Annotated in this window: 25 protein-coding genes; 20 read left to right on the top strand and 5 right to left on the bottom strand. The window is 56.3% G+C overall.

The window, feature by feature from the left end:
* The first annotated feature begins 141 nt into the window (after positions 1–141).
* Positions 142–330: a Spo0E family sporulation regulatory protein-aspartic acid phosphatase gene (locus VQ071_RS29385; protein ID WP_445293349.1), complete on the top strand. Its 189-nt coding sequence runs from the start codon at positions 142–144 to the stop codon at positions 328–330.
* Here the strand turns inward: VQ071_RS29385 and tadA are convergent.
* Positions 289–771: a tRNA adenosine(34) deaminase TadA gene (tadA, locus tag VQ071_RS27755; RefSeq protein ID WP_340517924.1), complete on the bottom strand. Its 483-nt coding sequence runs from the start codon at positions 769–771 to the stop codon at positions 289–291. The genes VQ071_RS29385 and tadA overlap by 42 nt on opposite strands.
* Positions 772–1,413: 642 nt before the next feature.
* On the opposite strand from tadA, the gene VQ071_RS27750 reads away from it, so the two are divergent.
* Positions 1,414–2,268 carry a hypothetical protein gene (locus VQ071_RS27750; RefSeq protein ID WP_340517922.1) on the top strand — a complete coding sequence of 285 codons (855 nt, stop codon included), beginning with the start codon at positions 1,414–1,416 and terminating at the stop codon, positions 2,266–2,268.
* 522 nt (positions 2,269–2,790) lie between these two features.
* Here VQ071_RS27750 and VQ071_RS27745 read toward each other — a convergent pair.
* A complete protein-coding gene (locus VQ071_RS27745; RefSeq protein ID WP_340517920.1) occupies positions 2,791–3,621 on the bottom strand; it encodes a flagellar motor protein MotB in 831 nt (276 codons plus the stop codon).
* Positions 3,596–4,408: a flagellar motor stator protein MotA gene (gene motA, locus VQ071_RS27740; RefSeq protein ID WP_340517918.1), complete on the bottom strand. Its 813-nt coding sequence runs from the start codon at positions 4,406–4,408 to the stop codon at positions 3,596–3,598. The genes VQ071_RS27745 and motA overlap by 26 nt, the downstream gene beginning before the upstream one ends.
* A 213-nt stretch (positions 4,409–4,621) precedes the next feature.
* Here motA and VQ071_RS27735 point away from each other — a divergent pair, with 213 nt between their 5' ends.
* Positions 4,622–4,942, top strand: coding sequence for a TFIIB-type zinc ribbon-containing protein (locus VQ071_RS27735; protein ID WP_340517916.1), 321 nt, complete (start codon positions 4,622–4,624; stop codon positions 4,940–4,942).
* A gap of 74 nt (positions 4,943–5,016) precedes the next feature.
* Here the strand turns inward: VQ071_RS27735 and VQ071_RS27730 are convergent, their stop codons facing one another.
* Positions 5,017–5,496, bottom strand: a complete 480-nt coding sequence (locus VQ071_RS27730; protein ID WP_340517914.1) for a GNAT family N-acetyltransferase — start codon at positions 5,494–5,496, stop codon at positions 5,017–5,019.
* A gap of 211 nt (positions 5,497–5,707) precedes the next feature.
* Here VQ071_RS27730 and VQ071_RS27725 point away from each other — a divergent pair, with 211 nt between their 5' ends.
* From VQ071_RS27725 to VQ071_RS27675, 11 genes are all read left to right on the top strand, one after another.
* Positions 5,708–6,964 carry an MFS transporter gene (locus VQ071_RS27725; RefSeq protein WP_340517912.1) on the top strand — a complete coding sequence of 419 codons (1,257 nt, stop codon included), beginning with the start codon at positions 5,708–5,710 and terminating at the stop codon, positions 6,962–6,964.
* A 179-nt stretch (positions 6,965–7,143) separates the two neighbouring features.
* Positions 7,144–7,992: a sulfurtransferase gene (locus VQ071_RS27720; protein WP_340517944.1), complete on the top strand. Its 849-nt coding sequence runs from the start codon at positions 7,144–7,146 to the stop codon at positions 7,990–7,992.
* Between the two features lie 267 nt (positions 7,993–8,259).
* On the top strand, positions 8,260–8,778 hold the full coding sequence (locus VQ071_RS27715) for an NUDIX hydrolase (protein WP_340517910.1): 519 nt from the start codon (positions 8,260–8,262) through the stop codon (positions 8,776–8,778).
* A 398-nt stretch (positions 8,779–9,176) separates the two neighbouring features.
* A complete protein-coding gene (locus tag VQ071_RS27710) occupies positions 9,177–9,764 on the top strand; it encodes a hypothetical protein (protein ID WP_340517908.1) in 588 nt (195 codons plus the stop codon).
* Between the two features lie 157 nt (positions 9,765–9,921).
* Positions 9,922–11,496, top strand: coding sequence for an ABC-F family ATP-binding cassette domain-containing protein (locus VQ071_RS27705; protein ID WP_340517906.1), 1,575 nt, complete (start codon positions 9,922–9,924; stop codon positions 11,494–11,496).
* 134 nt (positions 11,497–11,630) lie between these two features.
* Positions 11,631–12,176 carry an RNA polymerase sigma factor gene (locus tag VQ071_RS27700; RefSeq protein ID WP_340517904.1) on the top strand — a complete coding sequence of 182 codons (546 nt, stop codon included), beginning with the start codon at positions 11,631–11,633 and terminating at the stop codon, positions 12,174–12,176.
* Positions 12,173–13,171 carry a hypothetical protein gene (locus tag VQ071_RS27695; RefSeq protein WP_340517902.1) on the top strand — a complete coding sequence of 333 codons (999 nt, stop codon included), beginning with the start codon at positions 12,173–12,175 and terminating at the stop codon, positions 13,169–13,171. The genes VQ071_RS27700 and VQ071_RS27695 overlap by 4 nt, the downstream gene beginning before the upstream one ends.
* Before the next feature lie 155 nt (positions 13,172–13,326).
* The gene (locus tag VQ071_RS27690) at positions 13,327–13,956 is read left to right on the top strand and encodes a TetR/AcrR family transcriptional regulator (RefSeq protein ID WP_340517900.1); all 630 of its coding nucleotides are present in this window, start codon (positions 13,327–13,329) and stop codon (positions 13,954–13,956) included.
* A 366-nt stretch (positions 13,957–14,322) separates the two neighbouring features.
* Positions 14,323–15,249, top strand: a complete 927-nt coding sequence (locus tag VQ071_RS27685; RefSeq protein ID WP_340517899.1) for a hypothetical protein — start codon at positions 14,323–14,325, stop codon at positions 15,247–15,249.
* Positions 15,250–15,382: 133 nt separating this feature from the next.
* Positions 15,383–15,868, top strand: a complete 486-nt coding sequence (locus VQ071_RS27680; protein WP_340517897.1) for a MarR family winged helix-turn-helix transcriptional regulator — start codon at positions 15,383–15,385, stop codon at positions 15,866–15,868.
* Entirely contained in the window at positions 15,861–16,739 is an 879-nt protein-coding gene (locus VQ071_RS27675; RefSeq protein WP_340517895.1) for a haloalkane dehalogenase, read from the top strand. The genes VQ071_RS27680 and VQ071_RS27675 overlap by 8 nt, the downstream gene beginning before the upstream one ends.
* Positions 16,740–16,759: 20 nt before the next feature.
* Here the strand turns inward: VQ071_RS27675 and VQ071_RS27670 are convergent, their stop codons facing one another.
* Complete coding sequence (locus VQ071_RS27670) at positions 16,760–17,836, bottom strand: undecaprenyldiphospho-muramoylpentapeptide beta-N-acetylglucosaminyltransferase (RefSeq protein ID WP_340517941.1); 1,077 nt, start codon at positions 17,834–17,836, stop codon at positions 16,760–16,762.
* 187 nt (positions 17,837–18,023) lie between these two features.
* Here VQ071_RS27670 and VQ071_RS27665 point away from each other — a divergent pair, with 187 nt between their 5' ends.
* From VQ071_RS27665 to VQ071_RS27640, 6 genes are all read left to right on the top strand, one after another.
* The gene (locus VQ071_RS27665; protein ID WP_340517893.1) at positions 18,024–18,461 is read left to right on the top strand and encodes a hypothetical protein; all 438 of its coding nucleotides are present in this window, start codon (positions 18,024–18,026) and stop codon (positions 18,459–18,461) included.
* A gap of 148 nt (positions 18,462–18,609) precedes the next feature.
* Complete coding sequence (locus tag VQ071_RS27660; protein ID WP_340517891.1) at positions 18,610–19,233, top strand: flavin reductase family protein; 624 nt, start codon at positions 18,610–18,612, stop codon at positions 19,231–19,233.
* A 215-nt stretch (positions 19,234–19,448) separates the two neighbouring features.
* A complete protein-coding gene (locus tag VQ071_RS27655) occupies positions 19,449–20,495 on the top strand; it encodes a BMP family lipoprotein (protein ID WP_340517889.1) in 1,047 nt (348 codons plus the stop codon).
* A gap of 88 nt (positions 20,496–20,583) precedes the next feature.
* A complete protein-coding gene (locus tag VQ071_RS27650; protein ID WP_340517886.1) occupies positions 20,584–22,083 on the top strand; it encodes an ABC transporter ATP-binding protein in 1,500 nt (499 codons plus the stop codon).
* Positions 22,076–23,143, top strand: coding sequence for an ABC transporter permease (locus VQ071_RS27645; protein ID WP_340517883.1), 1,068 nt, complete (start codon positions 22,076–22,078; stop codon positions 23,141–23,143). The genes VQ071_RS27650 and VQ071_RS27645 overlap by 8 nt, the downstream gene beginning before the upstream one ends.
* On the top strand, positions 23,127–24,050 hold the full coding sequence (locus tag VQ071_RS27640; RefSeq protein ID WP_340517881.1) for an ABC transporter permease: 924 nt from the start codon (positions 23,127–23,129) through the stop codon (positions 24,048–24,050). Before VQ071_RS27645 ends, VQ071_RS27640 begins: the two co-directional genes overlap by 17 nt.
* Positions 24,051–24,083: the final 33 nt, after the last annotated feature.

The following is a 24,083-nucleotide window of genomic DNA, read 5'->3' as shown; positions in this document are numbered from 1 at the left end:
GAAAACGTGTTCCTATATAATAAATATACTTCTTGCGCCGCCGAAACGCTTCTAAGCGATCACAACAGAAAGGGGCACAACCGCTTGGACCCCCGCCCGTTAATCTGTCGTCTCGAGCAGTTGCAGCGCAGACTGTGCGAGATGGCCGCCCAGCTCGATAGGCTCACCGATCCGGAGATCGTCGCTGTCAGCGAGGAAGCCGATCGTCTCATCGTACAGCTGCAGCGCATGCATATCGAGGAACAGAACCGCAGGAAGGGCGCGTCCAGGCCGGAGGAGCCGCAGGCCTTACTTTCTGACCCTGAGCCTTTGAAAGAAGTTTTTGAGTAGCGCCGCGCACGATTCCTGGAGCACGCCCGAGGTCCACGCGGCCCGGTGGTTGAACCGCGTGTCCTGCAGCAGATCCATCAGCGTGCCGACGCAGCCCGCCTTCGGATCGGGCGCGCCGTAGACGACCCGCTCGACGCGGGATTGAAGAATCGCGCCGGCGCACATCGGGCACGGCTCGAGCGTCACGTACAGCGTGCAGCCCAAGAGACGCCACGCATCCAGCGATTCGCTGGCCTGCCGGATGGCGACCATCTCCGCATGCGAGGTCGGGTCCAGGCTCGTCTCGCGCAGATTGTACCCCGCGCCCACGATGCTGCCGTCCTTGACCACGACCGCTCCGATCGGCACCTCCCCCAGTTGCTCGGCCTTCTTGGCCTGCTCGATCGCTTCGAGCATCCAGCGTTCATCTTCCGTCACTGGCTTGATTCTCCTCTCGATCATTCTGCACTTCGTTCGCGCTTGCGGCGCGTTGAGCCGCGTGCGCTGCAGCAGCACATTCTGCGCTTACAGCACTCTATGCCACGTCCACGCTCGCTCCAAGAGCACATTTTGCGCTTACAGCGCTCTATGCCACATGCACGCTCGCTCTAAGAGCACATTTTGCGCTTACAGCGCTCTATGCCACGTCCACGCTCGCTCCAAGAGCACATTTTGCGCTTACAGCGCGCTATGCCACGTCCACGCTCGCTCTAAGAGCACATTTTGCGCTTACAGCGCTCTATGCCACGTCCATGCTCGCTCTAAGAGCACATTTTGCGCTAACAGCGCGCCAAACTGTGCCCGCGCCCGCGCCCGCGCCCGCGCCCGCTGTAGCAGCGCAATCCGCGCTTGCAGTGCCAACCTGCCCCACCATTCCGTTCGCTCATCCCGCGAACATGTATTCGTTGTTAACATGCTGTGTATAGTTATGTGGATAAGTTTTAAGATATCCACAGAATTATGCACATGTTGTGCAAGGCTGTGGGTATAACTGATTTTTATTGTAACAGAGAGCCTTCGATGTGCAAAAGTGCCCGTCTCCTGAATATACATAACCTGTAGACGAGCTGTCGGTATACGGACAGGCGTCGGGGAGGCATAGCGATGAAGAAACGAGCGTGGACGGCGACCTTCCGTCAGGCGACCGACCAATCGCCGTCGGGCCGGACGCCGATTCTCGGACCGGCTCGCTGCACGGCGGAGGAGATGCGCGATTATATCGCGCGGCGCAATCCCGAAGCGCCGGACTTGGCGGCGCTGTATATCGCAGCGGGGGAGCGGCATGGCGTGCGGGGCGATCTGGCGTACTGCCACGCCGTGCAAGAGACGAATGCTTGGCGCGGACGGGGAGCAGGCGGCTCAGCAGCGTCGTTGGAATGGTTAGCAGGAGGACCGGACTGGCGGGAATGGGAAGCACGGGATGGGGAGGCGGCCGAGCGGACGGTCGAGTCGCATATGCGGAGATTGCTGCGGTACGCCGCGCCCGAGCGGCTCGCATCGGAGGCGCAGGACGGGCACGGGGCGTCGCAGAGTCGGCCGGCGATCCGGCGCAGATGGACGTATTGGGAAGAGCTGGACGGCCTCTGGCATCCGGCACGCAGGGACGGCAGCGGTACGGTGGCGATCTGGCGTAGGATGCTGGAGTGGACCGGCAAAGGGGGAGCGAACCGAGTGAGCGGAATAAACGGTTGGATCGGCACGGAGCAGTTGAGCGGGATACGATCCGATGAACGGCAGGAGGCGCAGGCCCGGCGAGCGAGCTCGCCTGAAGACGAGCGGGAGCTCCAATGGCTGCGCGCGCGCGGACTGCTGCAGCAGCCTGCGCCCGCGCCGGGGCAGGCGGTCACCTGGGCGGAGCTGGCGGGCCTGCTGCGCAGATTGGAGGAGGCGACCGAGCGGCTGGGCGCGGCGGAGGCAGGAGCGCCGGAAGCAGGAGTCCCGGAAGGAGAGGCAGATTAGCGTATTGATGCGAGAACGGGCCGGCAGCAGCCCAAGCGCTCTCCGCGCTTGGGTATTGCCCGAACGCATCGCGCAAAAGTGCGATATAGCCGAGCGAGCGCTGGCGTGGGCCAGGGTACCGCGCAAAAGTGCACACTAGAAGCTACGGATAGGGCTGGATGCCGCTGACGGGACGTCCGATCCTGCATTTTTGCACGGGAGCGGCCAGAAACGCACCTGAATGCGGTCCTACCCTACACTTTTGCTGGATCGCCTTCAGTCGTTGCGCTTCTCCGCAGCCTCTCCAATTACCAATGTGTCGCGGTCGCCCGACAATTCGCGGCCAGCAATCGCATCAGCAATTAGATCAGCATCTGATCCGAAGGAGGCACGATCTATCTTGCTTGTCTTCGCACTGCCACTAACTCGAACCAACGACAAAGACCCGCCGCCCTGGCCTGGCGCCACGGGATAACGGGTCTTTGTCGTCGGTTCGAACCGGAGGCATATCATAACCGGATTCGACGCCAATATTGTACTCGCTCAGTTGGTGCTGATCGCCGCAGCCTCGTGCGCGATGGCGTCGAGCTGCATGCTCTCCGTCGTATTGTCGGTATATTTGCGCAGGATGGATACTTCGACGCGGCGGTTCTTCGCTCTGCCGGCATCGGTGTCGTTGGCGTCCAGCGGGCGGTATTCGCCATAGCCGATCGCACTGAACTTGCGCGGATCGAAGGCGGGGTTCTCCAGCAGAATCTTCATGAAGTTGATCGCGCGCTTGGAGCTGAGCTCCCAGTTCGACGCGAACTCGTACGTGCTGATCGGCTGATTGTCCGTATGCCCGGACACGATGATCTCGTAGTCGGGATATTGCTCGAGCATGTTGCCGATGGCGATGGCGAGCTTGCGCGCTTCGGGCTTCACATTCGCCGTGCCCGACGGGAAGAGTGCGTTGTCCCGGATCGTGATCATGAGCTGGGACTGATTGAGATTCGTCTCGAGCTGGCTGGAGAGGCCGCCCTTTTTAATATATTGATCGAGCTGCTTCTTGAGCTTCTCGAGATTCTCCTGCTCCATCTTCGCGAGCGTCTCGCGGTTCTTGGTCGTCTCCGCGCGCGCTTCGCGCTGCCGCTTGCCCAGGTCGTCGGTATCGCTCTGGACGGCGGCGGACTTGTCGAGGACGCTGATGCCCGACGAGAAGGCGGACTTGAACGCTTCGCTGAGCGCTTCAAGCTTGGAGATGTTGACGGAGCTCGCCGCGTACAGCACGATGAACAGGGCGAGCAGCAGCGTCATCAGGTCGGAGTAGGGGAGCAGCCAGGATTCGTCCGCATGCTCTTCGTGTTCTTCATGCCGATGCTGCTTTTTGCTCACGGTCCGTTTCTCCCTTCTCGGCCATCTCGCGGCGTTCGGTCGGCGTCAGGAACACGGACAGCTTTTGCTGGATCGCCGTCGTCGATACGCCGGACTGAATGGAGAGGAGCCCCTCGACCATCATCAGCTTGAGCTGCATCTCGCGCTTGGACAAGCGCTTGAGCTTGTTGGAGATCGGATGCCACAGCACATAACCGGTAAAAATACCGAGTACGGTCGCGACGAATGCGCCCGCGACGGCATGCGCGAGCTTCTCCATCTCGGCCAGGTTGCCGAGGGCGGCGATCAGGCCGACGACGGCGCCGAGCACGCCGAGCGTAGGCGCGTACATGCCCGCCTGGGAGAAGATGAGGGCGCCCGTCTTGTGGCGGTCCTCGGTCGCGGCGATATCCTCGAGCAGGACGTCATGCACGAAGTCCTGGTCGTTGCCGTCGATGATCATGCGCATTCCGCTTTTCAGAAAGGGATCCTCGATCTCCTCGACGCGCGCTTCGAGCGCGAGCAGGCCTTCGCGGCGGGTGATCGACGCCCACTCGACGAACATGCCGATGACTTCCTGGCGGGAGAGCAGCTTGGGCTCGTTGAAGATCAGCTTGAACAGCTTCGGCACCTTGGAGAGCTCGCGCATCGGAAACGCCATGCAGACGGAGGCAACCGTGCCGAGGACGATGATGACATAGGCGGCGGGATTGCTGATGAGCGAGCTGATCGGCGCGCCCTTCAGGAACATCCCGACAATCAGGGAGCCCAGACCGAGCAGCAGGCCGATAAGCGTAGAGTTTTTCATATGGTATGCACCCCGGTTATTCGTGGATTCTAGTCGATGCGGCAGCACGGCCCTACTTACGACATGGTAATAGGTTTATCGACATTTTCATATCAAAGTGTTAGAGGGGGCGCCATGTTTTTCTGTGGAGAAAAAGTGTCGCTGTCGCACGACGTGCAACCGATGCGGGGTTCTAACGTAATACGGGGGAAACAGCAAAGGAGGCAGATGAAGTTGAATTGTCCGATCTGCGAGAATTCGCGCATGCGCGAGGTGGAGAAGAACGGCATTCTGATCGATGTATGCCCCAGCTGCAAGGGCGTATGGCTCGACCGCGGCGAGCTGGACAAGCTGATGAACGACGTGCGCGAGGTGCGCGCAGAATATAACGAATGGCACTACCGGGACGACGAGCGGAGCGGTTATCCGCAGCAGCCGCCCCGTCCGCAGCAGTCTTACGATTCGCATCCTCCCTATGGCAAGCACGACAACGATTATTATAAAAAGAAGAAAAAGAAAAGCGTACTCGACGTGTTCGGAGATTTGTTCGATTGATTCGGGGCGGGACCCGCTGCATCGCGGATGCGGCGGGTCTCTATATGTACGGCGGGGCTAAGCCGCGTTGCCGGCTAGCCGCCGAATACCATGCAATACACGGTAACCTCTCCATGCGCCGCCTGACGCGAATATTCGTCCGCAATCCGGAATCCCGCCTTTTCATACGCCCGTACCGCTCTCGTATTCCAGGTCTCGACCTCCAGATCGATCTGCGCGCCGGGATAGCGCGAGCCGGCCTCCAGCGCGATGGCGCGGGCGAAGTCGGCGCCGCTGCCATGTCCGCACCGGTCGGGACGCAGTCCCATGCCGAGACGAACGACACCCTCCATCGGAAAAAACTGCGCATACCCCACGAGCGCGCTCTGGTCGTCGCAGACCGAGACGTATTGGCCCCTGCGGATGTCGGGATCGCCGAACTCCTTGCCGCTGCGGGTCATGGCCTGCCAGGACGGCCAACGGAACTGCTCGTACGGCGCGGGATACCGCCACTCGCACACGGCCGCGGCATCCGACTCCGACATCGGCCAGATGTGGAATCGTGGCTTGTTCATCGCGACGGTCCCCCCTTGATGTCTGATAGCTACTATTATAAAGGGGATCGTCCGGCGCGGAACAGGGGACTGAAGTCGGAAGATCGCCAGAATCGGCGAGCGTTCCGGCAAAATGCAACATGGCTGGCCTCGCGCCCCCATGCTAAGATGGAGGGGTTGACTGTGGCACCGTGATCCGTCCGGAGGCGGATCGGGAGGAGATACTTGCATTATGATCAGACTGATATGGTTGGGCTGTCTCGCCTATCTGACGGTAGGGCTGGGCCAGCTGGTCGTCGGCGCCGTCATGGAGCCGATGGTGCATGCATACGGCGTGCAGTACGGCGACGGCGGACAGCTCGTGATGAATCAATTTCTCGGGGGGCTCGCGGGCACGCTGTGCGCGCCCTTCCTTATGCGCCGTCTGGGCAGGCGGGCGCTGCTGCTCGGCGCGATGAGCCTGATGGCCGCCGCCGAGATTATCTATACGCTGGCGCCGCCCTGGAGCGCGATGCTCGTGCTGGGCCCGGTCGCGGGCTTCGGCTTCGGCACGACGGAGACGGTCGTCGGCTCTTTTATTATCGGCTCCGCAGGCGAGCGTGCGAACGTGGCGATGAGCCGCGTGGAAGTATCGTTCGGCATGGGTGCGCTGCTCATGCCGTTCGTGGGCGCGCTATTGATCGATATCGAGCGCTGGAGACTGGCGTTCGGCGTGGTCGGCACACTGGCCGTGCTCACGGTCGCACTGTGGGCGATATTCTGGCCGAGCGTGCTGAATGCCGCGCCCGGCAGCGGCGCCGCGCAGGCTGACGGGCTTGGCGACGGCCGGCGCCCGGTGGCAGGGCGGCTGCCGCTGCTCGGCACGGGCCCGGTGGCAGGGCGGCTGCCGCTGCTCGGCACGGGCCCGGCGCGCTGGGTGCTGATCGCTTGCGCCGTCTTTTTCTTCATCTATGTCGGCTTCGAGATGAGCTATGCGCACTATCTGCCGACGCTGCTCGTGCAGCAGAGCGGCATCTCCGAGGCGGCTGCGGCGCTCGCGCTCGGCGTCTATTGGGGCGCGATGACGATCGGGCGGCTGTACGCGGGCCATCTGGCCGACCGGATCGGCGGCGCGGCGTACCTGCTGTCCATGTGCGTCTGCGCCGCCGTCGCCTTCGTCCTGATGGGCTTCTTCGGCAGCGCGGCCCCGATGTTCGTCCTGGCGGCATGCGCAGGGCTGGCGATGAGCGGCATGTTCGCGCTCGCGCTCGTCTTCGCCAACCGCTACGCGCCGGGCATGACGGAGCGGACCACAAGCCTGCTCATGGCATGCGGCCTGCTCGGCGGCGCCCTGCTGCCCAAGCTCGTCGGCTGGAGCCTGGACGAGTTGGGCGGCGGCGGGACGCGCTGGATGCTGGCGGGCTTCGCGGTGCTCCTGCTGGCGATCGCGGCCGTCGCGTCGGCCGCCAGCCGTGCGGCTGCGCGGGCGGCGGTCAAGGTCGCCGCATAGCCCGGAGAGGGCTTGGGATTCCGGGCTCATGGCGGACTTGCCGCGTCATGCCCTTTACCCGCAACGTACCGTGTCGTGTCAAACCCTGCCGTACCGAACCGATTGGACTGCCATTCCGGCTGCGATATCCGGTATAATGTTTTTATTACGGAGAAGAAGGAAGGCGTTGTCCCTTGTCCTTGAACAATATCGTATCTCTCAAATGGCTGCTCGCCCGCCTGTACGAGTCCGATCTGGTGATCGTCGATTGCCGATTCCAGATGGGGAAGGGCCAGGAGAATGCAGGACGCGAAGCCTATGAAGCTTCCCATATCCCGGGGGCCGTCTATCTCGACCTCGAAAAGGACCTGTCTGCGCCGGTCGAGGCCGACGGTCACGGCGGGCGTCACCCGCTGCCTGATGCCGCACAGCTCACCGGCACGTTCAGCCGCGCCGGCATCGGCAACGCGTCGCGCGTCGTCGCCTACGACGACCAGGGCGGCGCCATGGCTTCACGATTGTGGTGGCTGCTCAAGTATCTCGGCCACGACCAGGTCTACGTGCTCGATCAAGGCTTCACGGCCTGGCGCGAAGCGGGCTATCCCGTGAACGCGGAGCAGCAGGTGCGCATCCCGGCGCAGTTCCTCGCCGAAGTGCAGCACAGCATGCTCGCCGAGGTCGACGACGTGCGCGAGCTGCTCGGCACGGATCTCGCCACGCTCATCGACTCGCGCGAGCCTGCCCGCTATCGCGGCGAAGTCGAGCCGCTCGACAAGGCCGCAGGCCACATCCCCGGCGCGATCAACCGCTTCTGGAAGGAAGCGCTGGATGCGCAGGGCGCCTGGCGCGATGCAGACGCACAGGCCGCGCGCTTCGACGGGCTCCTGCAGGACGCGCCGCTCATCGTCTACTGCGGCTCCGGCGTCACCGCGACGCCGAACGTGCTGGCGCTGCAGGAGGCGGGCTACACGAATGTAAGGCTGTATGCGGGGTCGTGGAGCGATTGGATTTCATATAGTGACAATGAAATAGCGACCGGGGATGAATAGAAGTCAAAGGATCTATAAGCAGTGGCTACTCGATGAATACATCGTCATGTGGACTGAACTCCCTGGCGATGTATTTTTTATGGCTCGTAGTCAACACGGAGTCAACAGGTGACTCTTGAGAATTGTTACATCGGGAGTTCATACAGTATGTTTTCATAATTTTGCAGTAACGCGGCTTCAATGTTTTTGAACAATAATATGTATATAATTAACAAAGAAGATTGCCTGCTGAAATTTCATAAATTGTTACTGGCGAGGTGCATCTTTGTGGAGTTATGGGATATTTATGATGAAAGTCGCGTAAAGACTGGAAAGACAATGGAACGTGGGAGTAGTTTTAAAGAAGGGGAGTATCATCTAGTCGTTCATGTATGTATTTTTAAATCAAGCGGAGAAATGCTGATTCAACAACGCCAACCCTTTAAAAAGGGTTGGTCTAATATGTGGGACATAACCGTAGGCGGCAGTGCAACCACAGGAGATACCAGCCAAAAAGCAGCAGAAAGAGAGCTTTTTGAAGAAATCGGATACGTTTTTGATTTTAGCCAAGTCCGACCGCACTTAACAATTAATTTTGGTGTTGGATTTGATGATTATTACTTAATTGAAGCTGATGTAGAAATTGATAAATTAAAATTACAATATGATGAAGTACAGCAGGTTAAATGGGCAACAAAGGATGAAATTATTCAAATGCTTGAAGATGGTGTGTTTATACCCTATTACAAGAACCTTATCGGATTGCTTTTTGAAATGAGAAAAAGTTATAGTGCCCATTCGCAATAGAACGTTATTAAATAGTTGAACGCTGCTGCTCCTCACTCAAGTAAACTCTACAGTTGGAGTTATTGGATTAGTTGGCAGGATAACACCGATGTATCTAAGACCTTCGCTAGCTTGGCCTCTCTCGAGGGTTAATAGGCTGGGCCGGTTGCCGCTTGCTTCCGAGGACAAAGAAGAGCGGCGATTTCTTTACGGGGACTGTTCGAGGGAGATGTGAATGGCGCGGGGCGGTGGAAGTTGTTTTATACCACAATAAGTATGCACAGGGAGAACTCAAGGTTTTGGATGCCTTGTCTTCCTGCCTCAATTGTTCCCCCATCATCGTTAAATACAGTGATTGCTAACAAGATTGCAATTGTTTTAAACTCTACGAAGATAATGATTCCAAATGGAGGAAGCGGATGACAACGGTTAAAAGAAGTCTACATTGGTCGGCAGTAGTCGGAGTGGCTTGTTCATTTTGGTTATTACTGTGGCTTTTTGGTATTGCAGCAACTCTTTACGATCTCAAACAACTAGATGATACCGACAATTCAGGTAGAAACAATTTCATGATTATTGTAGGCGTACTCGCAGTATGGGCGGGGTATCGGGCAATGAAACGTCTAGCTCTCTTAAAGTATGGGGAGTTCCGCCAAGTGCGGGTCGTTAAGCAAACTGAAGATAGCTATGACATGAATTCAGGTATCACAGGCAAGGTATCCCTTTACTGTTATAGCTTCATGTCGAATGATCGCAAATATTCGAAGTTTCTTTTATATGCTTTTGGTCTTAAGAACAGAAATAACGTGGAAATCGTCTACAATACTCACAACCCGGATAACAATTCGATTTCCGGCAAACTTCGCGCCAGGTTCGATTCTTCTTCGAATCAGTGGCGATCCTCCATGTGGCACGTTATTCCAAGGTTAACATTATTGGTTGTTATTGTAGCGGCTATCTTTGCGTTATTGTTTATGGACACGCTTCCCTCGTTCGTTTCACTCTAAAAGCCTGTTTTAATTCGACGCAAACGAACGAAGACGTTTTTATAGACCGGATGGTTATTATGCTTGGAGACGCCACAATTACGCAAAGAAGGAGATCCTGATCGACGTGCAGGCGTGAAGAATCACCCTAGAAGTTGTAACCAGAAAGGTGATCGGTATGAGCGTAATACGTTTGGAGAACGTCACGAAGAAGTACGAAGCGTCCATGATCTTTCGCGATATTTATTTTCGAGTGATGCAAGGGGAGCGGATTGGTCTAATCGGACGCAATGGCGCCGGCAAGTCGACGGTATTTAAGCTCATTCTGGGACAGGAGGAGCCGACATCCGGCAAGGTGGAGATCGACCCCCAGGTGAGCATCGGATATTTCTCGCAGTTCTCGGAATTAAGGGGCAGCCTGTCCGTTCAGCAAGAGCTGGAGGCGTGCTTCGAGCAGGTCGCGCTGATCGAGCGGGAGCTGCAAGAGGTCGGGGACAAGCTGGGTATCGTGACCGACGACAAGGAGATGGACGGGCTGCTCGCCCGGCAGGCGGAATTATTCGAACAGATGGAACATCTCGATGGCTGGAACGTGTCCGTCGAGATCAATACGGTGCTGACGAAGCTGGGATTCGACGACAGATCGCGCAATCAGCCGATCGATGAGTTGTCCGGAGGATGGCGCAACCGCGCCGCGCTCGCGAAGATGTTAATCCAACTGCCCGACGTCGTGCTGCTCGATGAGCCGACGAATTACTTGGATATGGATGGCATCGCATGGCTGGAACAGTGGTTGTATCGGTTCAAGGGTGCCATGATTCTGGTGTCTCATGACAGGCAATTCATCGACAAGGTCGTTACCCGCACGATCGAGATCGAGAATTATCATTTTCAGGAATATGAAGGCAACTACACGGATTACGTTCGCAAGAAGAAGATGCGCAAAAAGGAGCTGGACCGTCAGTTCGAGTGGGAGGAAGAGCTGCTGCTCATGGAGTCCGAGGCGATCGACGATCGGGCGAGCAGGAAGTCGGGTTCTAAGGACCGGCTCTCGCGCAAGCTGGCGGATAACAAGAAGCGAATCGAGCCGCATCCCGTTAACGTGCTGATTACCGATATTTACGAGAGGCTGCGCTTCCCGGACAAGCTGTGCGAGGTGAAGAAGATCGGGCAGACCTACGAGGGGCGGCAGATCTTCGAGAACGTCAGCTTCGATATTCAGAAGGAAGACCGCTTGGTCATCGTGGGGCCGAACGGAAGCGGGAAGTCTACGCTGATCAAGGCGCTCACCGGGCAGGAGAAGCCGGAGTCCGGAGAGGTCGTCTGGGAGAAGGGCGTCAGCTATGCGTACTTCAACCGGATGTGGGAGGAGCTTGATCCTAAGGATACCGTCAGCCACGCGGTGAATACATACGGACTGGGGCTGGACGCTCCCCGCAAAAAGGTGAACAAATTTCTGGCTATGCTGCAATTTTCGGAGGCGGATCTGAGCAAGCTCATCGGCAATCTGTCGGGTGGACAGAAGGCGCGGGTAGCGCTGGCCAAGTGCCTTCTCTCGGGCGCGGCCGTTATTATATTGGACGAGCCGACCAACCATCTGGATCTCACGAGCATTCAGGTTATGGAGCAAGCGCTGATCCATTTTCCCGGTGCAGTCATCACGGTGAGCCACGATCGCTTCTTCATCGATAAGATCGGGACCAAGATGCTGACCTTCGATCCGGTAACGGGAGTGACTGGACAGAGCTTATAGGGGAAACATAGAAACGGTATTACATCGTCATGGCCTCTATTGGCCTGACGATGTTTTTTATATCCGAAGTCGACACGAGATCAACGGGGAACGATTCGCCGTCGGCTCCTGTCTAATAGGGTGGAGGTGAATACATGGAATCCCATTTGGAGTATCAATACCTGGTGAATACGGAATGCATGGACAAATCCGAGCTCTATGACCTGATGACCGCATATGGAGACGATGTGAGGAGATACGCGTATGCGATCACCAAGAACAGGGAGCAGGCCAAAGATATTGCGCAGGAGGTGTTTCTGAAAGCATTTCATAGCGTAGGCGCCTTCAAAGGCCAGTCATCAATGAAAACATGGTTGTTTACGATTGCAAGAAATCTGGCGATTAACGAATTGAAGTCCAGCTATGTGCGCCGAATTGTGCTGTTCAGCTGGGTGAAGCCGCAAACCATCGAACGATCGGCCGAGATGGACTACTTCTCGGAACAGTCTTTCCGGGAGATCAGAGACATTATTATGAGTCTGTCCACAAAGCTGCGTGAGGTTCTGATCCTGACGCTGGAGCACGAACTGACGATGATCGAGATCGCCAGATTGATGAACGTGTCGGAAGGAACCGTGAAGTCGAGACTGCACAGAGCGCGCAAAATCGTTGACAAAAGGTGGAGGGAGCTGGAGCTATGAGCGATCGGTCGATAGAGTGGGAAAACCAAGTCAAACAAGGGCTTTTTGCGGATGAGATTTTCTCCGATGAAATGAAACTGTCGGTGTTGAAGGCTGTGGAGCGTCGCCCGGCATACTGGTCCCGGCAATGGATGCGTCTCGCGGGAGTCGTGGTCCTGGGCATCGTGGCGGTCATGGTGGCGGTCAACTGGCCATATGGCAATGCCGACAAGGCCGTCTTCGTCTCGTCCGCCGAAGCGCGATTGCCTGTCGCATTCGAACCGCTGGCCGCGAGAGAAATGAAATGGGGACAAGTTATCGCTCAAGCGGATCCGGACATCCTGCCGGGATTGTCGAACAAGTACAATCCGTTGACTAACGAGACCAATGGCTATATCCCGCAGATTCAGCTCAACGATATTCAATTGCTCGATGAACGGCCGATAGCAGGCTTTGGCGTGGCCTTGCATTATACCTTGAAGCCCGATTCGACAGCCCCTAATGAAATCAGAGGGAATCCGGATTTTTTCGGATTTAAGGTGAACGGGCAAGCCCAGCCGGAGATGCTGTACCATTACGGCACCGGGCATATGTACGGCCTGCAGTTCAGCATGACGAGATTGTTCGGCCAACCAGTGCTGAAGATCGAGCAAACGGTCTGCAGAACGGACGGGGAAGCTTGTGTCTGGTATTTAAAAAAGAATTCGGAGGGGCAAGTCTTTACTTATATGCAGCTGGATGCCGCGAGCTACGAACGCGACCTGGATGGCGACGGCAAAGAAGAGGCCATCATCGTCACCCGTAAACAAAACCAGATTTACATCTTCAAGGAACAGGACGGACAGCTTCTGTGGGCAAGCGCAAGAGAGGCGCTGAAGGTTAGCCGGGACGACAGCATACAGTATGACCACGTCAAGGGGAGCTTCAGAATACATTCGCTTGCGGGAGGGGAAGACGCGTATACCTTCCAAGGAGGTCCGGATTCATTTGTGAGATCAGACAGCAACGATATGTAACGCCAATCTGGCACAAAGCGCTGCCGGAAGCATCGGCAGCAAAACCATAGTCCACTGATCGCTCAAACCGTCACGACCGGGGGCCGGGGCGATCAGGTTCGGGTGGTAGATGTTTTTTGTTTGATTTTTTTGTACGTTCGTACTAAAATAAAACCATGAGTAAAAAAAACAAACCAACTAACCAAAATCAATTGTCATTCATCGAAAAAGCTCGTAGAGCTCAAATTGTAGAATGTGCGATTGAGACAATCGCAGAATTAGGCTACACTCAAGCCTCTTTGGGGGAAATTGCGAAGCGTGCAAAAATCAGCAAGGGGGTCATTTCTTATCACTTTGCAAATAAAGAGGAAATATTGGAGCAAATAGCTATCGAATACTATATAGCTTGGCAATCATACATTGCTCCAAGAGTAGAAGCTCAAAAATCCCCTAAAGAAATGCTTCGTGTATATATCGAATCCAATCTTGCATTTGTAGCTGAAAATCGTCAGCATGTTTTCGCTGTTATACAATTGGTTTCTAAAAACATAACTGTAGCGGGTAAACTTCACTTTTCAGCAGACCATGATGAAGCTGTTTTAGTTCCAATTGAAAATATTCTCGCCCTAGGTGTGCAAGAAGGGCTTTTTCGGAAATTTACCAAATCATCAGCAAGGGTGATTGCGCTAACAATAAGAAATGCCATTGACGGGTTCACCATGGAATTAATGAGAAAGCCTCATTTAGATGTACAGGAATATACGAGAGAACTCGTTGCAATCTTCGACATATCAACTAAGAAGTGATGTGTCACTAAGGAGGTTACCCATGTTTTACTATGATGTACTTTGTTATGCTTGTAAAAAAACATTCAGGGCATACGAAGGTTCACTCAAATATAAACAAGCTAAGGAAAGAGAGGTTAATTTTATTTGTTGCGAGGATTGTGAAGAAAAAATACGCATTGAAGCAATTTTGAATTTTATGCGTCGGCTTAATCGTTTTTAACTTTTGCTTTTCTCAACGCTTATCGTCAAAGCCCCATCCGTCCACATCCCCAGCCCATCCTCCCCCCCGTTTCCCTGAAAATACTTACAACAAAACCTATTTTCTCAAGCGCTTATATAGTAAAATATTGGATGCGTATGAGAAAATAGAAAAGAGGTTAATTCTTGATTAAATTGAGCCGATTGGTCGTTGTTTTTGCAGCGGTTTGCTTGATGCTAGGCTCCACGAATGCAGGTGCAGAGTCAAATGACGGTTCAACTGCGGAACAAGGGATCGATAAAAACAATATTGCGAACTTGGATCAGTTAGAGCCGGTTCAGCTGCCGAAGCCGCCCTTTAATTATTATTTGAGCTCGTTGATCGATCCAAATGCAGCTGTCAACAAAACGAAAAAATTGACGCTGAAGCAGAGTGCAGTCAAGTCCATTCCGGCTGTCCATGATGATTCCAAAGAGTTGCAGGCTTCGCAATATGCGGTCCCCAATCCTTTTCAGAATATCAAGGGCAATCTGCCTGCGGGCATCCCGACCGAATACAAGGGACAAATGCTGGTTCAAGCTATAAAAGGAACGAACAACGTCATTCTGATCTACGGTCTAAACTTTGGCGAGAACAGGTATCTTGTCATATTGGATAAATCCATGACCCGGATCGAAAAGGTTTACGATTTTATCAACTATGCGATCTCCCCCGCATACATGGCGGAGGACTACGATTATATTTATCAGCGGGTCCGCTGGGCGGTAGTTGAGGACGGAATTCTCTATGTCTCTCATTCACACTGGACATATGCCAAGAGCTCCAAGGGCGTGAACGGCTTCATTACCGCAATTCGTCTCTCCGATAACAAATTATTGTGGCGAACCTCTTCGCTCGTCAGCAACACGAGGAATTTCCAGATTGTCGGTGATGTTATTTTGTCCGGCTACGGGTTTACAAGCGAGAAGGATTACATCTATCAGATCAGCAAACGGACAGGCAAGACGTTGGAGAAGGTAGCGTTGAAGGACGCACCGGAATACATCGACAAACAAAAAGGCGGCATTCTCGTTTACGGGTATTCGCATTTGACCAGCTTCTTGATTAAATAGAAAATTGCGATGGAACTATCTAACCGGATAGTTCCATTCGTTCTCTTTGGCCTAAAATAAATTAGTTGCAATAACATCCTATTATGCGTATTATGAAATTAGTTGCAATAGCATTCTATTAAAGGGGGATACGATGAGCGAGCATTGGAGGCAGGGTGACAAGGGCGCAGCGGAATCGCATGGCCAATACATCTCGGCGATCTACCGACACATGCAGATAATGATCTCAGCCGAACTGTCGCCGTACAGAATCGGAAGCGGACAGTACATTTTTCTGATGGCGATTGCGTTCCAACAACCCATTACGCAGAAGGCGCTCAGTCAGAGGCTGCTCATTGACAAGACGACTACCGCCAAAGCGATTGCCAAGCTGGAAGCGGAAGGCTACGTTCGGAGGGAACCCGATCCCGTCGACAACCGCTATCATCTGCTCTATCTGACGGATTCGGGACGTGAGGCGGTGCCGCAAGTGCAGGAGGCGCTGGCCCGCGTTAAGAACAAAACGCGCAAAGGCATAACCGATGAACAGTATGACTTGTTGTTAAGCTTGCTGAAAATCGTGCTTCGCAATCTGACCGAGCAGGATGAGACGCAAGAGGAGGAGATAAAAAATGATTAACGGGACATTGCCCTATGAGAAAAAGCGGATTCAAGTATTCGGTTTGGATATGGCCTATGTAGAGGAGGGAAGCGGCGATCCGATCGTGTTCCTGCACGGCAATCCGGCATCTTCTTATCTGTGGCGCAACATGATTCCTTATGCCCGGAAGTTTGGCCGCTGCATCGCGCCCGATCTCATCGGAATGGGGGATTCGGCGAAGCTCCCGGATAGCGGGCCTCACGCGTATACCTATGCCCAGCACCGCCGTTATCTGGATGAGCTGCTCAATCAGCTTGGCGTGAGCGAGCGTGTGACTCTCGTGGTGCACGACTGGGGATCGGCACTGGGCTTCGACTGGAGCATGCGCCACCCTGAAGCGGTCAAAGGCATCGCTTACATGGAAGCGATTATGAAGCCGCGCAGTTGGAGCGAGATGCCGGAGAACGGCCGCAAAATCTTCCAAGCGCTCCGGACGCCGGAAGGGGAACAAATGGTACTCGAGCAAAATTCGTTCATCGAGTTTAATCTGCCGGTCAACATATTGCGCCAACTGACGGATGAAGAGATGGCACAGTACCGCCGACCGTTCCTGGAGCCGGGCGAAGGCCGCCGTCCCATGCTCAGCTGGGCACGCCAGCTTCCGTTCGTCGGGGACCCGACGGGTGTGCCGGAAATCGTCACGGCGTATGGGGAATGGCTGGCGCAGAGCGCCGTTCCTAAACTGTTCATTCAATGCGATCCCGGCTTATTGCCGCCATCCCATATCGATTTTTGCCGTACATGGCCATCGCAGACCGAAGTTACAGTGCCGGGCCGTCATTATCCCCAAGAAGACGCACCGGATGAAGTCGGCGAAGCGCTGGCCGCATGGCTGAGCAATCTGAAGTAGCATCGCCTTGCGGGCCGCGCCTAACGCCGCTTCGCTACCCGCTTGATGAGATCCATGACATTCGCAAGCGCGTCCGTATGCGGTGCTCCCGCCTCCATGCGCCTGATGTATGCTTGCCGATCCGCGTACAGCCGGTCGATCCGAGACACGAGCGCCTCGGCCGTCAGAGCTTCTTCGGGAAGTACGTCGCTGTAGCCGGCTTGGCGGAACGATTGTGCGTTCAGAATCTGGTCGCCGCGGCTTTGCGCCTTCGTAAGCGGGATGAGCAGCATCGGCTTGCGGAGGTGCAAAAATTCGAAAATCGAGTTGGAGCCTGCCCGGGAAACAACGAGATCGGTCATTGCCAGCACATCCGGCAGCTCGTCCTGAATATACTCTGCCTGGATGTAACCCGGCGCCCTCGCGGTGTCGTCCGTTTGTCCTCTACCGCACAGATGCACGACCTGATACCGTTCCAATAGATCCGCAAGCGCCTCTCGCACCGCCAGGTTTATTTTACGAGAACCAAGACTTCCTCCCATTATGAGCAGCACGGGCTTGTCCGCCGCCAGACCGCTCCAGGCTCTTCCGCGCGCCATGCTGCCGCGATTGAGAGCCTCCCGGATGACAGCGCCGACGTAGTGGGCTTTGCTCTTCGGCAGATGCCGGTCCGTATCGGGGAACGTCGTGCACACCTTCGTCGCCAATGGAATCGCAATCCGGTTCGCCAGTCCGGGCGTTAGATCGGATTCGTGAATAATGACGGGCACCCCGCTTAGCTTCGCGCCCAACACGACAGGGACGGAGACGAACCCGCCCTTGGAGAAAATAACGTCCGGCCTGCTGCGCTTGATGATGCGGTAAGCTTGAACAACGCCTTGGACAACTTTGAACGGATCCTTCACGTTATTCCAATCCATATATCTGCGCAGCTTGCCCGTGGCGATGCCAAAATATTGAACGCTCGCCGCATTTGCGATCAGCTGCTTCTCGATGCCCGTATGCGAACCGATATATTCGACAGTCCAGCCCTCGGCCTGCAAGCGCGGTATTAAAGCCAAGTTTACGGTGACATGGCCCGCTGAGCCGCCGCCCGTAAGCATTATTTTTCTCACTATACGTCACCACACCCACACGTTTGCTGTTTTCGGCAGCTGTTAACTTCCCTCATTATAATTGCTTGATGTAAAAACGACATCACCGTACGTCAATTCGGCAAGCGGGAGAGATAACATTTGAAAAAAATGAAATTATCGGAAACTTCTCCGAACCTCCGACGTCCAACTTACTGGGGGAGTTATGATGATGAAAAAATACATAGTTCTGTTGATGCTGCTGTTGATGACCACGGCATGTGCGGGAAAAGTAAGCCCGCTAGATGAATCTGACTTCAAGCTCTCGTACGAGCTGTCGAATCCTCGTCCAAAGCTTGGCGATACTATCGAGCTTAGAGCGACCCTGCAAAACGTAACCAAGCATACCCTTGATTTTGACGGCGGGAGTCAGCTCATCCATATCCATGTCATTAAGCCGGGAGATCCTGATCAGTATATCGATGCAGATGCCGGCAGAATTTATTCTTTAAAGCCATTAGAAAAGCGCACCCGTATGCTCCCGATTATGTTGGATAAAAAGGGGAAGTATAAGGTGTATATCGCAACATCCCGTTTAACCGCTCATATAAACGGGCCATCGAAGGTAATCGCCGTAAACCTGGACCCGGTTTATATCGATGTTCAGTAGCTCAAGCAAATATTGTCCCTGTCTCTATCACAGGCGTTCCGTTCGGGCCTTCGAGTTCTTGCTGTCTCATTCCAAATTCGTATAGTCGCCTGCCGGCACGTGCTATAGTAGGGGCACTTGATGATACGGAAGGGGCTGCAAGCGAGAAATGCATATCGAAATCGAACCTAAGATTTTGTACTTCGGCTCATCGGTCGTGCTCATTAGTACAATAAACGAGGATGGCACCCCGAATCTGGCGCCGATGTCTTCGGCCTGGTGGCTGAATCGCTCTTGCATGCTCGGACTAAGCAGCAAATCGCAGACCGTCTTGAACATGATTAGAGAAGGCGAATGCGTGCTCAATTTGCCGTCCATCGACTTGATCCCTGCGATCGAGCGTCTCACCTTGTTGACCGGCCGCAATCCGGTCCCGGAATCCAAAGCGGCGCGCGGGTATCGATTCGAGCCCGATAAGTTCGGCGTGTCCGGGTTGACTCCGCTGCCGTCGCGGGCTGTCAGGGCGCCTCGTGTGCGGCAATGTCCGGTTCACCTGGAGGCCAAGCTTGTGAAGGTACATCCCTTCGAAGAGCCGAGTTCTCTGGTTGCGTTGGAGGTCCATATCGAGAAAATTCACGTGGAGCAGGCGTTGACGATGGAGGATCATCCGAATTATGTCGATCCGTCCCAATGGAATCCGATGATTATGAACTTCTGTGAATATTTTGGTCTGGGCGATCAGCTCTCGGCGTCGCGATTGGCGCCGGTATTTGGACCGGGCGCTGCAAGGTAGCTTGAGGCACGCTGATGTGAATATCCAGGGACCGCCGTACAGGCGACAGACGAGCGGCACCGCGGGGATATAACGAGAGCACCCTATCGCAGGCATGGACCCAGGACAGGCGAAATTTGTCGAAAAAAACGGAAAATACAATTGACAAATCCCCAGTGATCTTCTAGGATATGATAAAGTCTATTTTTTTGCATACTTCCGGGGGAGAGAAACAGATGAAAAAAACATTATCGCTCGTTCTGATGTTCGTCCTGATCGCCGGCGTCCTCGCCGCATGCGGATCGAATAAAAACAACAACGCCGGCAGCAGCGCTCCGGCAAGCGGAAGCGCGCCCGCGGCAGATAGCGGCAAAAAGAAGAAAATCGCGCTTATCACGCCCGAGCCGATCGGCGTCAACGCGTTTTTTGTACTGATGGACGAAGGCTTCAAGAAGGCCGGCACAGACTTCGGCGTAGAAGTAAAGACGATGCAGTCCACGGACCCGGCCTCCATCGAGCAAAACATCCGTACGGCAGCAGCAGGCGACTACGACCTGATCATCACCGCGACGTACCAGGTCGAAGATGCGCTGAAGAAGATCGCGCCTGAATATCCGAACAAGGCATTCGCCGTCATTGATACGGTCGTCGATCTGCCTAACGTGCGTTCCGTTGCCTTCCGGGAGTACGAAGCTTCGTACCTGCTCGGCGCGGCTGCGGCGCTCGTGTCCAAGACCGGCACGGTCGGCAACGTCGTCGCGATGGACGTCCCGCTGCTGTCCAAGTACACGAAGGGCTTCGAGCAAGGCGCCAAGTCGATCAACCCGGACATCAAGATCAAGGTTGGCTACGTAGGCGGATTTACCGACCCTGCCAAAGCAAAGGAACTGGCGCTGCAGCAAAACGCGCAAGGCGCGGACTTCATCGCCGGCATGTCGGCCGTAGGCGACCGCGGCGTCTTCGAAGCCGCAAGCGAGAAGGGCTTCTACACGTCCGGTCAGGATACGGACAACACCGACGGCAAACAAATCATCCTGGCGCAGCTCAAAGGCACGGATGCAGTCGCCTATGAGACAGTCAAGGACTTCGTTCAAGGCAACTTCACGTACGGCGTTCGCGACTACGGCCTCAAGGAAGGCGGCGTCGGCCTGACTTATGTGAACAAGGAGAGCAACTCTCCGCTGAGCGATGCCATCGGCCAAGAAAATGTTGACAAGCTCAAGAAGATTTCCGATGATATCATTGCAGGCACGATCGTCGTCAACAATCCTTTGCAACAATAAATGTCGCCTCGCCAATAACCATCGATAACCGGCTGCCTCGAGCAGCCGGTTTCCTATGCTTATAAGGACCGCAGACAGGAGGGCTCGCATGCTGCTCGAGATGGAGCGAATCACGAAGAGCTACGGCAGCGTCATCGCGAACAAGGGAATCGACTTTAACTTGAAGGCCGGAGAGGTGCATGCCGTCGTCGGCGAGAACGGCGCAGGCAAGACGACGCTCATGCGCATCCTGTACGGCATGGAGCAAGCGACTGCTGGCGCGATCAGGCTGAACGGGCGCGAGCTGCGCTTCGCCGATCCGAAGGATGCGATCGCCGTCGGCATCGGGATGGTGCATCAGCACTTCATGTTGTTCCCGGACTTCACGGTGGCGGAAAATATCGTGATCGGCCGCGAGCCCGGCGCCGTCCGGTTCGATCGCAAAGCCGCGATCGCACAGGTGGAGGCACTGTCCGGGACGTATGGCATCCGCGTCGATCCGCGGGCCAAGGTCGGCGACTGCCCGCTCGGCGTACAGCAGCGAGTGGAGATTCTGAAGGTGCTCCATCAAGGCGCGGAGATCATCATCCTCGACGAGCCGACCGGCGTGCTGACCCCGCTGGAGGTCAATGAACTGCTCGAAGCGATCAAGAAACTGGCGGGCATGGGCAAAAGCTTCATATTGATCACGCACAAGCTGAACGAAGTGATGAGCGTCGCCGACCGGATCACAGTGCTGCGCGACGGCGAAGTGACGGGTACGCTGAACGCATCCGAGACCGACGTGGAGGAGCTGTCCAGGCTGATGGTCGGCCGCGAACTGGCGCCCTCCGCGAAGCAGCCCGCGAATCCGAAGGCGAATGTGCTCGAGCTCAGAGGCGTCTCCCTCGCCGGACGCGGTCCCAGACCGCTGCTGAGCCATATAGACCTGACCGTGCGCGAAGGCGAGATCGTCGGCGTGGCAGGCATCTCGGGCAACGGCCAGTCGGAGCTGATCCAATCGATCGCGGGCCTCATGAAGCCGGATGCGGGTACGATCTCGCTGCTCGGCAAGGACGTGACGGGCAGCAGCGCGCGGGCATTGCGGGATGCCGGACTGTCGCATATTCCTGAGGACCGGTATATCTGGGGCGCGAACAAGGACGCGACCGTCGTCGAGACGGGCATCATGGGCCACCAGGGCAGGCTGGGGCGTTATGGCATGCTGCGTCGCAGGAAGATGCGGGGACTCGTATCGGACTGGGTCAAGCGCTTCGCGATCAAAGCGGGTTCGCTCGACAACAAGACGCAGAACTTGTCCGGGGGCAACCTGCAGAAGCTGATCGTCGCCCGCGAACTTGCGCAGAATACGCCCTTCCTGATCGCGGCGGAGCCGACGCGCGGCGTCGACATCGGGGCGATGGAGACGATTCACGAGGGGCTGCTGCAGAGGCGCGCCGAAGGCGGGGCGATCCTGCTCGTCTCGTCGGAGCTGTCGGAAATATTGAAGCTGTCGGACCGGATCGTCGTCATGTACGAAGGAAGCATCGCAGGAGAGCTGCGCGTCGACGAGGCGAGCGAGGACAAGCTCAGCTTGCTGATGGCGGGAGGAGGGGTACGAATTGAATAAACTCGGAACGTGGCTGCTCCCGCTTCGCGGCCCGCTGGTCGCGATCGCGATCGGGCTGCTCGCAGGCTCGATCGCCATACTCGTCGCCGGCGGCTCGATCGCACAGACGTACACGGAGATGTGGAAGGGCGCATTCGGCAGCTTTTACTTTTTTACGGGCACGCTTGCCCGCGCGACGCCGCTTATCCTCGTCGCCATGGGGGCGGCGGTCGCCTTCCGCTCGGGCTTCTTCAATCTCGGCGCGGAGGGGCAGATGGCGTTCGGCGGCTTGAGCGCGGCGCTCATCGGCCTGCATATGCCGGGGCCGGGCTGGTTCGTCTGCATCGTCGCGATGCTCGGCGGCATCATCGCCGGCGGACTATGGTCTGCGATGGCCGGTTACTTCGACGTTCGCTTCCGCGTGAATCTGCTCATCACGACGATGCTGCTTAATTATATTGCCTCATTGTTCGCAGGCTACCTGGTCACGTATCCGTTCAAGGACAAGACGGGCTCGGCCGCCATGGCGCAGACGCAGATGCTTGAGCATGCGGTCTGGCTGCCGAAGCTGTTCAAGGGCATGACGGTACACGCCGGGTTCATCCTGGCGCTGGCTGCCGTCGTCATCCTGTACGTCTATTTGGCAAGGTCGGTCAAAGGGTACGAGGCGCGCATGCTGGGCGGCAATCCGCTGTTCGCCGTCTACGGCGGGGTGCGGCGGACATCGCTCATGCTGACGACGATGTTCGCGAGCGGCGGGCTCGCCGGTCTGGCAGGCGCGGCCGAAGTGCTCGGCTCGCAATATCGCTACATCGACGGCTCGTTCGCTTCGGCGGACTACGCCTGGACAGGCATCATGGCGGCGCTGCTCGCAAGCGGGAATCCGATCGGCTCGGCCATCGGCGCCTTCTTCCTCGCGGCGCTTCAGACAGGCGGCATGGGCGTAGAGTTCAACACCGATGTGCCGCTTGAGATCGGCGCGGTCATTCAGGCGGTGCTCATCTTGTTCATCACGGTAAAATTCAGCTGGCGCTTTATGCGGCGCAAAAAAGGAGCGGTCGTCGATGGATCAGCTGTTTGACCTGGCGTTGTTCAGCTCGGCGCTTCGCATCCTGACGCCCATCCTGCTCGCGGCGCTCGGCGGCGCGCTGTGCGCGCGCGTCGGCCTGTTCAACGTAGGTCTGGAGGGGCTGATGCTGATCGGCGCGTTCACCGCCATCGTCGGCAACCATTATTTCGAGAATACCTTTCTGGCCATCCTGTTCGCGATTCTGTGCGTATGCGCGTTCTCGCTGCTGTTCGCGTTCCTCAGCATCCATCTGCAGGCGAACGTGATCGTCGTCGGCATCGCGATGAACTTTTTGGCGCTCGGCTTGACGACGTTCAGCCTGCGGACGATTTTCCATGTGAAGGGCGCTTACTACGATCCCAATATGGTCGGCTTGCCGAAGTGGAACATCCCGCTCATCAAGGACATTCCGGTCGTGGGCGACATTTTCTCCGGGCATTCTCCGCTTGTGTACTTGTCGCTCGTGCTGGCGGGATTGCTATGGTACTACTTCTATCGCACGGTGAACGGGTTCCGTTTCCTGGCGGCGGGCAGCAACCCGCTGGCCGCGAGGACGATCGGCATCCACGTCCGCCGCTACCAGTACGGCGCGATGATCGCCTGCGGCGTGCTGTGCGCGCTCGCCGGCGCGCAGCTGTCGCTCGGGCAGGTGACGATGTTCACCGAAGGGATGACATCGGGCCGCGGCTTCATCGCGCTCGTCGCGACGATGCTCGGCCAATCCGGACCGCTCGGCGTACTCGGCGCCAGCGCCCTGTTCGGCTTCATGGACGCGTTCAGCATCCGGCTGCAGGGCGTGTCGTGGCCGTCCCACTTTACGCAGATGGTGCCTTATGTCGTGACGATTATCGCGATGTTCTTTTTCCGGGACAAAGGGTTCATCAAGGACGCGCAAAACGCCGGCTCCAGCTCCAGATAACGATGCCGGACGTCAGAGGAGGTTAACAGCGAA

Origin of the sequence: Cohnella sp. 56, assembly GCF_037963805.1 — a bacterium.
Lineage (GTDB): Bacteria > Bacillota > Bacilli > Paenibacillales > Paenibacillaceae > Cohnella.
The sequence above is the reverse complement of the archived record's forward strand: the minus strand, read 5'-3'. Positions and strand labels throughout refer to the sequence as shown.

What these genes read in the sequence shown, in the direction of transcription:
- VQ071_RS27710 (WP_340517908.1), top strand. Translation starts at nt 9,177, where the DNA reads ATGACAACGGTTAAAAGAAGTCTACATTGGTCGGCAGTAGTCGGAGTG.
- VQ071_RS27640 (WP_340517881.1), top strand. Translation starts at nt 23,127, where the DNA reads ATGGATCAGCTGTTTGACCTGGCGTTGTTCAGCTCGGCGCTTCGCATC.
- VQ071_RS27665 (WP_340517893.1), top strand. Translation starts at nt 18,024, where the DNA reads ATGAAAAAATACATAGTTCTGTTGATGCTGCTGTTGATGACCACGGCA.
- VQ071_RS27660 (WP_340517891.1), top strand. Translation starts at nt 18,610, where the DNA reads ATGCATATCGAAATCGAACCTAAGATTTTGTACTTCGGCTCATCGGTC.
- VQ071_RS27695 (WP_340517902.1), top strand. Translation starts at nt 12,173, where the DNA reads ATGAGCGATCGGTCGATAGAGTGGGAAAACCAAGTCAAACAAGGGCTT.
- motA (WP_340517918.1), bottom strand. Translation starts at nt 4,408, where the DNA reads ATGAAAAACTCTACGCTTATCGGCCTGCTGCTCGGTCTGGGCTCCCTG.
- VQ071_RS27650 (WP_340517886.1), top strand. Translation starts at nt 20,584, where the DNA reads ATGCTGCTCGAGATGGAGCGAATCACGAAGAGCTACGGCAGCGTCATC.
- VQ071_RS27690 (WP_340517900.1), top strand. Translation starts at nt 13,327, where the DNA reads ATGAGTAAAAAAAACAAACCAACTAACCAAAATCAATTGTCATTCATC.
- VQ071_RS27655 (WP_340517889.1), top strand. Translation starts at nt 19,449, where the DNA reads ATGAAAAAAACATTATCGCTCGTTCTGATGTTCGTCCTGATCGCCGGC.
- VQ071_RS29385 (WP_445293349.1), top strand. Translation starts at nt 142, where the DNA reads ATGGCCGCCCAGCTCGATAGGCTCACCGATCCGGAGATCGTCGCTGTC.
- VQ071_RS27705 (WP_340517906.1), top strand. Translation starts at nt 9,922, where the DNA reads ATGAGCGTAATACGTTTGGAGAACGTCACGAAGAAGTACGAAGCGTCC.
- tadA (WP_340517924.1), bottom strand. Translation starts at nt 771, where the DNA reads ATGATCGAGAGGAGAATCAAGCCAGTGACGGAAGATGAACGCTGGATG.
- VQ071_RS27725 (WP_340517912.1), top strand. Translation starts at nt 5,708, where the DNA reads ATGATCAGACTGATATGGTTGGGCTGTCTCGCCTATCTGACGGTAGGG.
- VQ071_RS27700 (WP_340517904.1), top strand. Translation starts at nt 11,631, where the DNA reads ATGGAATCCCATTTGGAGTATCAATACCTGGTGAATACGGAATGCATG.
- VQ071_RS27680 (WP_340517897.1), top strand. Translation starts at nt 15,383, where the DNA reads ATGAGCGAGCATTGGAGGCAGGGTGACAAGGGCGCAGCGGAATCGCAT.
- VQ071_RS27750 (WP_340517922.1), top strand. Translation starts at nt 1,414, where the DNA reads ATGAAGAAACGAGCGTGGACGGCGACCTTCCGTCAGGCGACCGACCAA.
- VQ071_RS27730 (WP_340517914.1), bottom strand. Translation starts at nt 5,496, where the DNA reads ATGAACAAGCCACGATTCCACATCTGGCCGATGTCGGAGTCGGATGCC.
- VQ071_RS27675 (WP_340517895.1), top strand. Translation starts at nt 15,861, where the DNA reads ATGATTAACGGGACATTGCCCTATGAGAAAAAGCGGATTCAAGTATTC.